The following is a 15527-nucleotide window of genomic DNA, read 5'->3' as shown; positions in this document are numbered from 1 at the left end:
TCATGCAAAGGCCGGTGATCATACGCATACATCCAATTTTGTGCCTCCTGCTAACCTAAAACATGTTGGCCTAAAGTTGGTTATTCTATAAAAAAGAGGTAATGAAAAGTTGGCAGGAAATTGATAACAAATTATATAAGGAATTTAAGTTTAAGAATTTCTCTGAAGCTTTTTCCTTTATGACCAGGGTTGCTTTGCTGGCAGAATCTAATCAACATCATCCAACCTGGAAAAACGAATGGAATAAAGTAGAGATCTGGTTATCAACGCATGACCAGGGCGATATTGTTACTGAAAAGGATAGAGCGCTGGCCGAGGCAATTGATAATTTAATGCTATAGCAAGTTATAAGTTAGCATGGTGTAATAAAAACCACCTATAGCAGGGTCGCCTAAAAACGAATTATAATATTGGTTAGTTAATTACTGGCCCCCACTTTCAGGTTGAGCTTCGTTTTTACAAAATCATAATTTACCCGGGCATCAAATATGCCATAAGACTTAACATTCCACACAAGGTATTTGGCCAATAACTATATGAATAATGAAACGAAAAAGCTTGTAAGTTATTTATTTACAGGGTTTTCGTTTTTAATGATAATATCTGCGGAGGGATAGGGCATTTTGGACAAATGGAAATTACTTTAAATAAGTACATGATATTAATTTTATTACATTTGGTTACCAATTATTACTAACCTATTTAATAAATGACCGGACACGAAGATGAAAGGGCACTAATACTTCGTATTATTGAAGGCGAGCGCACAGCCTTTACTGTCCTTTATTCGCGATATATTAATAGTGTTTACCGCTATATATACTTGTTTACAAAATCAAAGGAGACAAGTGAAGATATCGTTCAAAATGTCTTTATAAAAATATGGGAGCGCAGGGCATCGTTAAAAAACATCAATTGTTTTAAAGCCTATTTATATCAATGCGCCAAGAACCTCATGCTTGACGAAATAAGAAGAAATCAAACCAGGGAAAAAATATTCCTGAAGATAAAGGACGATACTGAAGAAACCGTTGAAGGACTTGAGTCTAATATTATTTATGGAGAGTATTATCAGATAGCCCAGGATGCAATAAACTTACTTCCCGAAAAAAGGAAGTTAATAGTTGAAATGCGTACTAAAGAAGATCTTAGCCTTGATGAGATAGCCGAAAGATTGGATATCTCAAAATTCGTTGTAAAAAAACAACTATATATGGGTTTGCACTTTGTTAAAGCATACTTGCAGAAGCACGCCGAGCTTACGCTATTTTTAGGGCTGTTTATCTCTCTTTTTGAGTTGTAATAGTACGCTAATTAAGAAAAAACTTCCTTAAGCTGTAGTTACAATCATATTAAATAAAAAAAAGATTCGCCCCGAGGGGTTCTTTTGTCCGGCCCGTTCGTCTCTACCATAATGATGGACGAAAAATCACTTAATGAGTTCCTGGAAAAGTACATAGCCAACCGGCATACAAAAGAGGAACATGAATTATTTATTGAATGGTTAAATACTGCCCCCTTAGATGAGGTGCAGCAGATACTTGATAAATATCAGTTTGTTATTCAAAGAAGTTCGGATGAGGAACCAATGCTGCATCCGCATTTGGCCAGCCGTATTGAGGAAGGAATTGACGCATTAGAAAAGGAAGGTGAACAAGCTAAACCCGTAAAAACACTGTGGCCGTCTTTTAAAAAGATGGCTTCAATAGCAGCCGCTTTTATACTGATTGTCTCAGTTGCAACCTATTTCCTATCAAGCCCAAACGGCAAAAAGCAGGAAATTGCAGTAACTAAACCCACATCAAAAAATCAAATTCTGCCGGGCGGTAACAAGGCTGTACTTACCCTTGCCGATGGTTCACATATCATACTGGGCGACGCGCAAAATGGTATCTTAGCTAAACAGGCTAATATTGATATCCGCAAAGCAGTAGGTGGCAAAATTGTATATAATGCATCAAACCAGTTAAGCGCCAATGCACCTGCATTATATAATACTATTACTACCCCTCGTGGTGGGCAGTACCAGGTAACTTTATCTGATGGAAGTAAAGTATGGCTTAATGCCGCATCTTCATTGAAATTCCCGGCTGCATTTTCAAATAAGGAGCGCGTAGTTGAACTTACGGGAGAAGCATACTTCGAAATAGCAAAGCTCAGCAGCCCTTCTGTTGCGGGGCGTGAAGGTAACCGTATACCGTTTAAGGTAATTACAAATAACCAAACAGTTGAGGTATTGGGCACCCACTTCAACATTAACGCTTACGCCGATGAAGCCGCAATAAAAACCACTTTATTAGAGGGCAGCGTAAAAGTAGTTCAATCGAAAACCAATAATTCGCAGTTGTTAAAGCCCGGGCAACAGGCGATGGTTGGCACCCAAATTCAAATTGCAGATGTTGACGCCACACTGGCTATTGCCTGGAAGAATGGCTATTTTATTTTCTCTCATGAAGATATTGGCAGTATTATGCGCCAGATTTCCAGATGGTATGATATCAACATTCAATACGAAGGGAATGTTACGCAAGAAAGATTTGTAGGGACAATATCAAGATTTAACGATGTAGCGCAAATATTGGATGTGCTGCAATTAACAGGGGCCGTTCATTTTAAAACAGAAAACGATCCGGCAGAACCGGGAAAGAAAAGGATAATAGTTATGCCATAAGAAAAGCTTTTAATGCGTCTGGAAATATGAAGGTTCCGCTGGCAGGCGGAACCTCAAAATGTCTGGAATTAGCATATAAATCGTCGTCTAACAATCTAATAACCAATTAAAAACCAAACGTTCAAATGTATGAATTTTTTTACTCAAACCGGGTATAAGCTCCCAGCTTATGTCCACGACAAAACGCCTATCGTTGCCAAATCGAAGTTTTTTGGCTGCAACTCGGCAAATAAAAGAAAGATCATTATGCGAATAAATTTAACATTTGCTTTTTTGATTACCATGCTTCTGCAAATCAGCCTCGCGGCCGATGCGCAAAAAGTAACCTTTAACAAACAAAATGCTTCGCTGGAAGATGTGTTGAAAGAGATTAGAAAGCAAACGGATTACAACTTTCTGTACACCGATGAAATGATGAAAGGGACTAAACCGGTTGATGCCGAGTTTAAAAATGCTTCGTTGGAGGATGCGCTTAAACAATGTTTCGCCGGGCAGCCATTAACCTATTCTATTAATCAAAAAACAGTAGTTATCAGGAGGTTGCCTAAAACAACACAAAAAGTATCTGAAGTGCCACTGCCTGCGTTTATAATTAAAGGCAAAGTAACCGATACGCTCGGGAGGCCGATTCCCGGGGTTAATGTTAAACTTAATGGGACAACTATAGGTACAACTACCGATATAGATGGTAATTATTCGATAAACGCCCCTGATGGTAACGGCACTTTAGTGTTTAGTTATTTAGGTTTTAATACACAGGAGGTACAAGTAAACGGAAGAAACACCATCACCATTCAACTTAAGGAAAGGGCCTCGGCTTTAAACGAAGTGGTGGTTGTTGGTTATGGCACGCAAAAGAAAGTCAATTTAACCGGCGCGGTTTCTGTAGTGTCTGGTAAGGATCTTGATACCCGCCCGGTAGGCCAAACGTCTGCGGCTTTAGCCGGGGTAGCCCCTGGGGTAACCGTTATTCAAAACTCGGGTAGGCCCGGTGGGGATGCGGGAACTATTCGTATCAGGGGCGTTGGAACAACTGGTAATGCCGACCCTTTGGTATTGATTGATGGTATAGAAGGCACAATGAATAACATTGATGCCAATATTATTGAATCGATATCCATTTTAAAAGATGCCGCATCAGCATCTATTTATGGTTCGCGTGCTGCCAATGGTGTTATTTTAATTACTACTAAACGTGGTTCGGGTAAAAAGATCAGCATAACCTATAATAGTTACGCGGGCTGGCAAAAGCCAACTAATATGCCCGATGTGGTGAATGCACTCGACCATATGCTGCTGATGAATGAAGCCTACACCAATGTAGGCAGAACCCAACTATATCCAAATGATTTAATTGAACAATACCGTTTGCAGAACGGGGTAAGTTCTGATAAATACCCCAACACAAACTGGCAAAAAGAGGTATTAACCGGTTCGGGTTTTCAGCAAAGTCATTTTGTAAATATTAACGGTGGATCGGATAATATCCGTGTACTTACCTCGGTTGGATATTTTGACCAAAAAGGTATCATAGAAAACTCGGGTTACAGGCGTTATACCGTTCGTAATAATACTGATATAACGTTTTCAAAAAAGCTGAGTATGAAATTCGATCTTCAGTTTGTAAACGGCATCACTAAAGAGCCAGCCATAGGTACCGGAAATGTATTTAACCAGATGGACGGTATCCCCGCCAACCAGTTAGCAAAAAATTCTAACGGTACATGGGGGATTGGGTGGAATGGACTTAATCCGGTTGCTGCAAGTATAGATGGTGGCACCAACCAAACCACAAGCCCATCCGGAATTATCAATGCATCCCTTAATTATCGCCCGGTAGACTGGCTTACTGCCGAGTTTACCATTGCACCTAAGCTGGGAGAGTCTATTGGTAAAAACTTTAATAAAGCTATTCAAACCTATTATCCCGATGGTACAATAGGTTATAGATCGCCTGCTTTAACTTCATTAACAGAAAGTAACAGTCGCTCAATTTATAACAACATGCGGGCCACACTTACTGCTAATAAGGGATTTGGCGCTCATACTCTTAAAGTGCTTTTAGGCGCTTCGGAGGAAGATTATCACAATGATTATATAAGCGCCTTTCGTGATACCTATGTATTGACAAATTACCCGGTAATAAATGCCGGTTCGGCTGTGAATCAGCAAACCACCGGTACATCCGAAGAGTGGGCACTGCGCTCGTTTTTTGGCAGGATAAATTATGATTATAAGCAAAAATACCTGTTAGAAGTGAATGGCCGATATGATGGGTCATCACGTTTTTCTAAAGGTAATAAGTATGCCTTTTTCCCTTCAGCTTCTGCCGGATGGCGAATATCTGAGGAGAAATTTATGGAACCACTTAAACGCGTGGTTGATGAGTTAAAGTTAAGGGCATCATGGGGCCGCTTAGGTAATCAAAACATTGGCACTTATCCATACGTAACATCTGTCGACTTGGGTTCGGGTACTTTAGGCAACCAGATAGTGAATATAGCAGCACTTAATGACCTGGCCAATTCAGATATCAGCTGGGAAACTACAGAAATGTCTGATATCGGCATTGACATGACTTTGTTTTCTAACCTTACCATATCCGCCGATTACTACAGTAGGAAAACAAAAGATATTCTCTTAACACTGAATGTCCCTTTAATTATGGGCCTGAATGCTCCGTTCCAGAATGCCGGGGTAATTAGTAACAAGGGATGGGACTTAGCTATAGGGTATAAAGGAAATATCAACGAATTTAAATATGGCATAAACGTAAACCTGTCTGATGTAATAAATAAAGTGGTTGATATGCGTGGGATAAGCGAAAACAAGCGTCAGGTTAGCCGTGAGGGTTATGCTTACAATTCTATTTATGGTTTACAGGCCGAGGGATTTTTTAAAGATGCCGCGGATGTTGCCGGCCATGCAAAACAATTTGGCACAGTTGCCCCAGGCGATTTAAAGTATAAGGACCAAAACAATGACGGTTTAATAAACGATAACGACAAGGTGGTTTTGGGTAGCGTTATTCCACGCTATACATTTGGTGTTAATTTTAACAGCTCTTATAAAGGCATCGATCTAAGCTTCCTTTTACAGGGCGTTGGAAAAGGCAATTCTTATTTATACGGGCCCGGAATAATGCCATTTAGTGTAGGGAATTTAGGAGGTACTATACTTGAACCTAATAAAGACCGCTGGACACCCGAAACCCCCAATGCTAAATACCCACGCCTGGCATTCGGCGAATCTAACAATGAACAAAACTCAAGCTTTTGGATGAAGGATGCCTCCTATGTGCGCCTTAAAAATGTACAGATAGGCTATACTTTCCCTGCTTCCATATCTGGTTTGGCTGGTATTAAAAAGTTACGGGTTTATGTTAATGGTTCAAACCTCTTTACGCTTGATAGGTTTTGGGATGGCTTTGATGTAGAATCGCCTGTTGGAACGGTAAGTGTGTACCCGCAGGTTAAGGTTTACAGTTTTGGTTTAAGCGCTAATTTTTAATATTTTAAAAATGAAAAAGAATATAAAGTTTTGTTTAATAATCTCTATCCTGCTTCTGGCAGGGTCAGCTTGTAATAAAGACTACCTGGATAAAGATCCTTTATCAGGCCCTTCAAATGAATCTTTCTTTACCAGTCAGGATGAATTGATATTGGCTGTGAATGGTATATACACTGCTATGGCCATTACCCCAACCGATGCCATGCCCTATAATACTACTATAGATGCAACTACAGATATTAACTGGGACCGTAATACAAGCGGCCTTCAGGCATTAGGAAAAGGTAACCAGGACAGTAACAGCGATTATGCGTTAAGTCTGTGGACCGGATTTTACAAGCTTATTGCAAGGTGTAATTTTATCCTGGATAATGTTAGTAAGGTAAAAGATGTAACAACACCCGCTACTTATGCCAGGTGTATTGCGGAAGCCCGCTTTGGCAGGGCATATGCCTATCAAAACTTAATTGAGTTGTATGGCGGGGTACCACTGGTAACAAAAATGCTGAGTTTAAACGATGCACAGTTACCAAGAAATACCAAGGAAGAAGTGTTAACCTTTGTATTAACCGAATTAGATGAAGCAGCCAAAGATTTGCCGGTAACTTATGGCGCAGCTGATGTTGGCCGTGCAACAAAAGGTGCGGCACTTGCCTTTAAAGCACGCGCCGCCTTGTTTAACCAAAAATGGGATGTTGCCGCCGAGGCCGCCAAGGCAGTAATGGATTTAAATACTTACAGCCTCCATCCAAATTTTGGTGGGCTATTCACTTATAATGGTCAAAGTTCAAAAGAGATCATTCTTGCCCTACAGTATTTAAAAACAGCAAAAAGGACACACTCGGTGCCCCGCAACTTATTGTCAAGAAACGGGCAGGGTACCTCCAATAAAGTTCCCTCTCAATCATTGGTTGATTCTTATGAATGTACTGATGGCTTAACAATTGATAAATCGCCCTTGTACGACCCCACAAAACCATTTGTAAACCGCGACCCACGGCTTGCCTTTACCATTGCGCTACCTGGTTCTGTGTATTTTAATTATCAGTTTGAAACACATAAAGACAGCCTTAAATGCTGGAATTATAATGCCAACCCCGCAACAAGGATAGATAACCAGGATGCTATAAACGCTTATGCATCTTTTACCGGTTATTGCTGGCGTAAATATGTCGATTTAACTGACAAAGTAGATGTGGCCAATTCAGAGTTAAATATCATCTTAATAAGATACGCTGAGGTTTTGCTAACCTATGCAGAGGCTAAAATAGAAGCCGGGCAGATAGATGCAAGCGTTTATGATGCTATTAATACTGTTCGCCAAAGGCCAAGTGTAAATATGCCTGCAATACAATCGGGGCTTTCACAAGCCGAACTTCGTTCTATTGTACGCAAAGAACGTATGTATGAACTAGCTATGGAGGGCGTAAGGCTTTTTGATATCCGTAGATGGAAAATAGCTGAACAGGCAATGAAGGGGCCATTTTACGGCCGTATAGCTAAGGGATTATTAGCCACTGCACCTGTTATAGATGCAAACGGTATTGCAAATTACGACAACGTACCTAATAAAGCGGCTATGCGTGTAATAGAAACCCGGTTGTTTAACTCTAACAGGGATTACCTTTGGCCAATTCCTAATATCGAGATCGTTACCAATCCAAAGCTGACGCAAAATCCGGGTTACTAAGCCGGGAAATCATCGGTACCTAAAGCATACTGTGATTTAAAAGCCTGCTGTTAAACAGCAGCAGGCTTTTCTTTACCAATTTAAACCTGATATTATTAACTGACAACCTGATAGTTATGAAGAAATATAAAAAGATAGTGGCATTTTTATTGGTTGCCCTAAGTTTTATAACCATACCTGATGCCCGAGCACAAAAGGGAAACGTTATAGAAGCGGATGTATGTGTATATGGCGGGACCTCTGCCGGGGTTATTGCTGCCTACACTGCAAAAAGGATGGGTAAAAAAGTCATATTAATTGAACCCGGCAAACATTTAGGGGGGATGACCACCGGAGGATTGGGTTATACCGATATTGGTAATAAATATGTAGTGACCGGCCTGGCCAGAGACTTTTACCGCCGCATAGGCGAACATTATCAAAAATTTGAACAGTGGATTTTTGAGCCCAAAGTAGCCGAAGGCATATTCAATGATTACGTGAAGATGGCCGGTTTTAGTGTTTTGTACGAAAACCGTATTATAAAGGTAAATAAGGCCGGAAATCAACTTCGTGAAATTGTAGTTGAAAATACTGCCAAACCAACAGTTGCTAATCGCAAAACTATTAGCGCGAAAGTATTTATTGATTGTACTTACGAGGGTGATTTGATGGCGCTGGCAGGTGTTTCCTACACCGTTGGTCGTGAGGCTAATAGTCGGTATAACGAAACCATAAATGGAGTGGAGTTAATGGAAGGACATCAGTTTCCAGATGGGATAGACCCATATGTTGTACCTGGCGATCCAAAAAGTGGTTTATTATGGGGGATTGGCAATTTGCAGTTACAACCAAAAGGCGCAGGTGATAAAAAGGTCCAGGCCTATAATTTTCGTATCACCCTTACTAATGTGCCCGAAAATCGCATCGCTATTACCAAACCGGAGAATTATGACCCTAAAAAGTATGAACTGTTAATACGTCTAAAAGAAAAAAAACCATGGAAAGCACTTAGCGACGTTTTTATCTGGAGCCTGATGCCCAATGGTAAAACCGATATCAATAACAAGGGCGGGTTTTCTACCGACATGATAGGCATGAACTGGGATTACCCCAACGCCGATTATAATAAAAGGGCCATCCTTTGGAAACAGCATGAGGATTACACAAAAGGCCTGCTGTATTTTGTAGGGAATGATCCGCGTATCCCGGAAAATATAAGGGCCGAGATGCAAAAATGGGGTTATCCGAAAGATGAATTTACTGATAATCACAACTGGACGCCACAGCTCTACATCCGCGAAGCACGCAGAATGATTGGCGAGTTGGTGATGACCCAGCATTATTGCCAGGGTAAGGAAGTAGCCAATGATGGCGTTGGTATGGCGGCCTACACAATGGATTCTCATAATTGCGACCGCCAGGTTGTGAATGGGGTAGTAAAAAACGAAGGCAATGTAGAAGTCGGCGGCTTTGGGCCATATCCTATTTCTTACAGGGCAATCATCCCAAAAGAAAAAGAAGCGGCTAATTTATTTGTTCCGGTATGTTTGTCAGCCACGCATATCGCCTATGGTTCTATCCGTATGGAGCCTGTGTTTATGGTTTTGGGGCAATCTGCCGCGGTAGCTGCCTGCCAGGCCATCGATAAAAAGATAGCTATACAACAAGTAAATGTAACCGATGTGCAGAGCATATTAAAAAACAATCCGCTTGCAGATGGCAGTACACCAGAACTACTGGTTGATAACGGAGACACCAATGCAGAAGTAACCGGCAATTGGAAAACTGAGAAAAACGGCGGTTACGGGCCATCTTTTTTGGTAGATACTTCCAAAGCGGTAACAGCCGGCTCGGTTAAATTTACACCCGAAGTGGTTAAAGACGGCACTTACCACGTTTATTCTTATTTCCCAAAAGCAAAAAACGGTTCGACTAAAACAGTCATTACCGTTTACGATGGGCAAAAAGCTACAGAAAAAATAATAAACCAGGCAGATATCCAGGTGCAGGGCCAAACCTCGGGCGAGTGGATCTCATTAGGATCTTATAAGTTATCTATTGGGAAAAAAGCTTACGTACAGGTTTCAAATAAAAATGCAGATGGGGCTATTATTGCTGATGCCGTCCTTTTTGTTCCTGTCAGATAAATCATTAACAATACTACCATAATGAACATAGCTCAATTGAAGATTAAAGTATTGCTTTTAATTAGCATCGCGTTTTGTACTGTTGTTAAGGCACAATCCGACCTGGTCACAAAAAAATACGACCTGGTGATTGTTGGCGGCACACCGGCTGGTATCATGGCGGCTATTTCATCGGCCAGGTTAGGGAAAACTTCACTTATACTGGAACGCACCTCGCATGTAGGCGGGTTACCTGCCAATGGTTTGGGTGCAACTGATATTGCCACACGCGGCGCTACTACAGGCTTATTTACAGAATTTGTTACACGTGTTAAAAAATACTATACCGACAAATATGGAGCGTTGTCTGAGCAGGTTAAAGCATGCAGCGACGGCTATCACTTTGAGCCTTCAGTCGCCGAGGTAATATTTGGACAAATGCTGGCAGAGCATGTAGATAAAATAACAGTTCTTAAAATGTGCCAGTTTGATGCCGAGCCACAGAATATCCAGATATCGAATGGCAGAATATCCCGTATCAGTATATTAAACAGAGACACCAGGAAAATCGAAAGCTATGAAGGGCGTGTTTTTATAGATGCAACGTATGAAGGCGACCTTGGCGCGGCTGCCAACATCCCATTTAGAGTGGGCCGCGAAGGTAAAAGTGAATTTAACGAGCCGGGAGCTGGCCGCGTTTATAAATATTGGGGAGGAGAAGAAGGCAACGGTAGCACCTATCAGGCAGATAATGCAGTACAGTCATATAACTACAGGATATGCCTTACCAATGATCCATCGAACAGTGTGCCAATTGAAAAACCACTAAAATATAACAGGGACGAGTATGTTTCGATGATTGAAGATGTTTGGACAGGTAATAACACGGGTGTACAAATGCAGCAGGTTACCACTGCAATGATGAAAGAAAACCGTAAAAACCTTGCAAACGGCGGCACAACCAAAATACCGGGCGATAGATGGGGGATTGGGAAAATAACCAATATGGTAGCCTTGCCTAACCATAAAACTGATGGCAATAATCAGCATATGTCGTTTATTTCTACTGATCTGCCGGAAGAGAACTGGCCATGGCCTACATCTGATTGGGCCTGGCGCGATGCTTTTGCACAGCGATTAAAAGAATACACCCTCGGGCTTATCTACTTTGCACAAAATGAAAAAGAACTCCCGGAAAGCTTTCGCAAAGCGACAAAAGAGTGGGGCTTGGCCAAAGATGAGTATAACGATAACGAGCACTTCCCCCGACAAGTGTACATAAGGGAAGGTCGCCGTTTTGAGGCTATGTACTTTTTTACCGCGCGTGATGCAATGCCTGTTTCGCCGGGTAAACGCCCGCCTGCGCATCCATCCAGTGTTACGGCAAGCCATTACGCCCTTGATTCGCATGCTGTAAGAAAGCGGGAGCCGGGTAAAATACACCTTGATGGCTTTATCAGTTATCCCACAGCTGTGTATACAGTACCGTTGGGTGTAATGGTTCCAAAACAGGTAGATAATTTGATTCTTCCGGTGCCGGTATCGGGCAGCCACATCGGCTTTTCTACTATACGTATGGAGCCATGTTGGATGGCCCTCGGGCAAGCCGCCGGTGTAGCCGCTTCATTGGCAATTGATGGTCATACCCGTATAAGAGATGTAAAAAATGAACAATTACAGAATCTGCTGATCGATCAAAAAGCCACGCTGATGTATTACAAAGATATCGACTCATCGAACCCGGATTTCAAGATGGTTCAATTTATGGGCTTGAAAGGCTATTTGCCCGATTGGGAAGCTCACTTGGACGCAGTTGTTGATCGGCAACAACTTGCCGTATGGAATAAGCTTTCCGGTTTAAAAATGAAATTTAAAGCCGGGTCAACTACCCGCAGAGAAGTGCTGCGTGACATTTATAGATCCATTAATAAACAAATGAAATAGGCAGCTTGCTTTTGATTGAAAGACTGTCAGCGAGGCAGGCAAAACTATTGGTATAAGTGAATCGAATTTAAGACAACTATGCTATTAGAGGTGTAAGAACAACCAAATAATGAAATTTGTAACTTGCCAGGATTTTTGATGACAAAAGTCGGCAAAAGCAAAAATTAATGGAGAGGGCTTACTTTGCTTGTAATAACAGTTATACCTATGAATTTTAAAGCGATTACCATAACCGATATAGCCAAAGCGTTAAATATATCCGCTTCGACGGTGTCAAAGGCGCTAAGTGATAGTTATGAGATAAGTGCAAAGACAAAGCAAATTGTGTTAACGTACGCCCGTGAACATAATTACCGGCCAAACCCAAACGCTATAAGTTTGAAGTTTGGTTCCAGCTTGTCAATAGGAATTGTTATACCCAGTATCCAAAACCAGTTTTTTGCGCAAATAATTGACGGCATTGAATCTGTTGCACATGATGAAGGGTTTACAGTGATCATCGCGCAAACGCACGAATCATATGATATGGAGGTGAAAAGTATTCAGCAGCTTACACATCGTGCTATAGATGGCCTATTGATCTCACAATCGTCCGAAACTTTTGATGTATCTCATCTGGAAAATTTACGATCCAAAGGCTTGCCCATGGTTTTCTTTGACCGTGTAAGCGACCAGATAGACACGCATAAAGTGGTAACTGATAATTTTCAGGGCGCGCTAAATGCCACACAGCATTTGTTTGATAACAATTACAGCCGAATTGCGCATATCACGGGTCCCGAGGGGTTATCAATAACTACAGATCGCCTTAATGGATACAGGCAAGCGCATGCCCAAAACAAAACACAGGTAACAGCAGATTATATTAAGCACTGTTCGTATACCAATAACAATGTTGCGGAAATAGAGCGTGCAGTGCATGAACTGCTCCAACTGCCCGACAGGCCTGATGCTATATTTGCCACATCAGACACGATAACATCAACAGTGCTTTTACTGCTCAATAAACTTGGCATAAAAATACCCGGCCAGATGGCGGTGATAGGTTTTACAAACAGCAGTTTTGCAGCGGTATTAGCCCCTCCGTTAACCAGCGTATTCCAGCCCGGGTTTTTAATGGGGCAAAAAGCCGCCAGGCTGTTGTTAAGCCTGGTGAAAAGTAAAAAAGCTGTAACTGAATTTGAAACCGTTGTTTTGCCAATGCAATTGATTGTAAGAGAATCATCATCCGTATCTATTCAGGTTTGATGTTTTCTACGATCGATATTAAATCTTCAGATAAATGAGACAAATCAACCAAAGGTTGAACAAATTATAAAATTTTCATTCTTTTACTTTGAGTTGTTATAAACCCAACGATAAGGATTTTAGATGTTAAACAGTGAAGAATAAACTTTTATTTCTGACAGGTATCGTTGTAATTATATTATGCGCCTCGGCCCGGCAAAGGCCATTACAGCGTTTCGAACTGAAAGGCTTTGCGCAGGGCACAACCTATAGCATTATTTACTACGCGGCTGACAGTTTAGTCAGCATAGCGCAAACCGACAGTCTGCTAAAGCGTTTTGACCGGTCAGTATCACTTTATGATCCTAATTCGTTGATCAGCCAATTTAACCGCTCTGCAAAAGGTATTCAAATAGATGAACCTTTTAGGGTGCTGGTTACCAGGGCAATCCAGATAAGCAAGGCGACAGGCGGGCTGGTAGACCCAACAGTAAAACCCCTGGTTGATGCTTGGGGATTTGGTGTTGTGAAGCCCACCAGGTATCCCAACAAAAACGAAATCAAAACCCTGCTGAAAAATATAGGCATAGATAAAATTTACCTGAAAGGACGTTATTTACACAAAAAGAGCGCGGCTGTACAGCTGGACCTGAATGGGATTGCCCAGGGTTATTCGGTAGATCTGCTGGCGTTGTTGCTGGAACGTAATCATATCAGCAATTACCTGATTGAACTTGGAGGCGAGCTGCGCATAAAAGGACGCAAGCCCAACAACGAACCTTTTAAAGTGGGCATAGAAGGCATCAGCGGGAATGATTTGAATCCCGAACCCATGCGCAAGGTGATTGAGCCCGGCGATGGTGCCATTACCACTTCCGGTAATTACCGCAAGCATCACAAAGCCGGAGGGAAACAGGTTTCTCATCTTATGAATCCACTTACGGGCTTCCCCATGCAGAACGAGATGATCAGCGTTACCGTTTATGCCCGGGATGCTATTACTGCCGATGGTTTTGACAATGGTTTTATGGTGATGGGCTTAAAACGTACACTTGCATTTCTTGCAAAAAGGAAAGATATGGGCGCGTATATTGTTTATCGGAAAGCTGACGGTTTGGTTGCTGATACCGTTACATCGGGTTTTAAAAATAAAAATTAGATTTGAACAAATGGAAAGAAGGACATTCTTAAAAAATAGCGGACTTGTGGCCGGTGGCCTGGTATTGAGCAATAACCTGATTGCTGCTAATCTTGTACCTAACCCCATAAAAATAGCGGTGATTGGCTGCGGCGACCGTGGTACCGGCATTATGCATATTTTGAATGGATTGCCAGATATGTTCCGGATCACAGCCATTTGCGACGTGCTAGATTTTAGGCTCGCAGCCGCGCAAAAGCTCAGTAAAAACGGTGTATTGAAAGCCTATGCCGATTATCGCAAACTGCTTGACGATAAAGATGTAGACGCCGTGATAGTTGCAGTACCGCTAAATTTGCACTACCCGATAGCTACCGACGTGATCAAGAGCGGCCGGCATTTGTACCTGGAAAAAACCATGACCTATAATATTGAGCAGGCGCTTGACCTGGTAAAACTTATGGACGGGCGCAGCAAACAGGTATTACAGGTAGGGCACCAGTACCGCTATTCGCCTTTATATTACCGGGTTAAGGAAATGGTTAATAAAGGATTTTTGGGCAAAGTAACGCAGGTTGATTGCCGCTGGGACCGTAACGGTGACTGGCGCCGCCCGGTGCCAAACGCATCTCTGGAACGTGCCATCAACTGGCGCATGTATAAAGAATACTCGGGCGGCCTTATGGCCGAACTGCTTTCGCATCAGATTGATTTTATCAACTGGATTTTTGACACACATCCTCAGGAGTTTTTTGCCACAGGTGGGATAGATGTTTTTAAAGACGGGCGCGAAACTTACGACAATGTACAGGTGATGATGCGTTATCCGGATCTGGGCCTGATAGGCAACTTTGGCGCCATGTGTGGTAACGCGCACGATGGCTATCTGTTTAAGATAAAAGGGACGCTTGGTACGGTATCCTTATTAACAGACCAGGGGATGTTCTTCCCCGAGAAAAAGTTATTGAAGGAAAAGGGAACGATTGATGGCGTAACCGGTGCAACGCGTATCATGTGGAACAAAGAGGGTGGAACCCCCATCTTACCCGAGCCTACTAAAGACGGTACCTGGTATGCTTTCAAAGATTTTTATGCCAAAGTACAAGCCAAAGAACTGCCCGATAGTAATGTGTTTACCGGCGCCCGCACGGCTATTAGTGTGCACCTGGCCAATCAATCACTATACGAAAGAAAGATAAGCACCTGGGATAAAAGCTATATGTTATAAACTTATTTCGC

At 42.0% G+C, this 15527-nt stretch carries 10 protein-coding genes; all 10 read left to right on the top strand.

From position 1 onward, the window contains the following. The first annotated feature begins 101 nt into the window (after positions 1 to 101). Positions 102 to 341: a 4a-hydroxytetrahydrobiopterin dehydratase gene (locus NPE20_RS07295; RefSeq protein ID WP_256537953.1), complete on the top strand. Its 240-nt coding sequence runs from the start codon at positions 102 to 104 to the stop codon at positions 339 to 341. Between the two features lie 368 nt (positions 342 to 709). Continuing rightward, positions 710 to 1303, top strand: a complete 594-nt coding sequence (locus tag NPE20_RS07290) for an RNA polymerase sigma factor (protein ID WP_256537952.1) — start codon at positions 710 to 712, stop codon at positions 1301 to 1303. Between the two features lie 111 nt (positions 1304 to 1414). Then, complete coding sequence (locus NPE20_RS07285; protein ID WP_256537951.1) at positions 1415 to 2671, top strand: FecR family protein; 1257 nt, start codon at positions 1415 to 1417, stop codon at positions 2669 to 2671. A gap of 129 nt (positions 2672 to 2800) precedes the next feature. Then, a complete protein-coding gene (locus tag NPE20_RS07280) occupies positions 2801 to 6181 on the top strand; it encodes a TonB-dependent receptor (protein WP_256537950.1) in 3381 nt (1126 codons plus the stop codon). Positions 6182 to 6191: 10 nt separating this feature from the next. Further along, complete coding sequence (locus NPE20_RS07275) at positions 6192 to 7871, top strand: RagB/SusD family nutrient uptake outer membrane protein (protein WP_256537949.1); 1680 nt, start codon at positions 6192 to 6194, stop codon at positions 7869 to 7871. A 116-nt stretch (positions 7872 to 7987) separates the two neighbouring features. Further along, the gene (locus NPE20_RS07270) at positions 7988 to 10000 is read left to right on the top strand and encodes an FAD-dependent oxidoreductase (protein WP_256537948.1); all 2013 of its coding nucleotides are present in this window, start codon (positions 7988 to 7990) and stop codon (positions 9998 to 10000) included. Between the two features lie 21 nt (positions 10001 to 10021). Then, a complete protein-coding gene (locus NPE20_RS07265; protein ID WP_256537947.1) occupies positions 10022 to 11923 on the top strand; it encodes an FAD-dependent oxidoreductase in 1902 nt (633 codons plus the stop codon). 207 nt (positions 11924 to 12130) lie between these two features. Next, positions 12131 to 13171, top strand: coding sequence for a LacI family DNA-binding transcriptional regulator (locus NPE20_RS07260; protein ID WP_256537946.1), 1041 nt, complete (start codon positions 12131 to 12133; stop codon positions 13169 to 13171). A gap of 133 nt (positions 13172 to 13304) precedes the next feature. Further along, positions 13305 to 14309, top strand: coding sequence for an FAD:protein FMN transferase (locus NPE20_RS07255; protein WP_256537945.1), 1005 nt, complete (start codon positions 13305 to 13307; stop codon positions 14307 to 14309). A gap of 10 nt (positions 14310 to 14319) precedes the next feature. Further along, complete coding sequence (locus tag NPE20_RS07250; protein ID WP_256537944.1) at positions 14320 to 15516, top strand: Gfo/Idh/MocA family protein; 1197 nt, start codon at positions 14320 to 14322, stop codon at positions 15514 to 15516. The last annotated feature ends 11 nt before the right edge of the window (positions 15517 to 15527 follow it).

Origin of the sequence: Mucilaginibacter aquariorum (genome assembly GCF_024498135.1) — a bacterium.
Lineage (GTDB): Bacteria > Bacteroidota > Bacteroidia > Sphingobacteriales > Sphingobacteriaceae > Mucilaginibacter > Mucilaginibacter aquariorum.
This window is presented reverse-complemented; position numbering and strand designations above follow the sequence as displayed.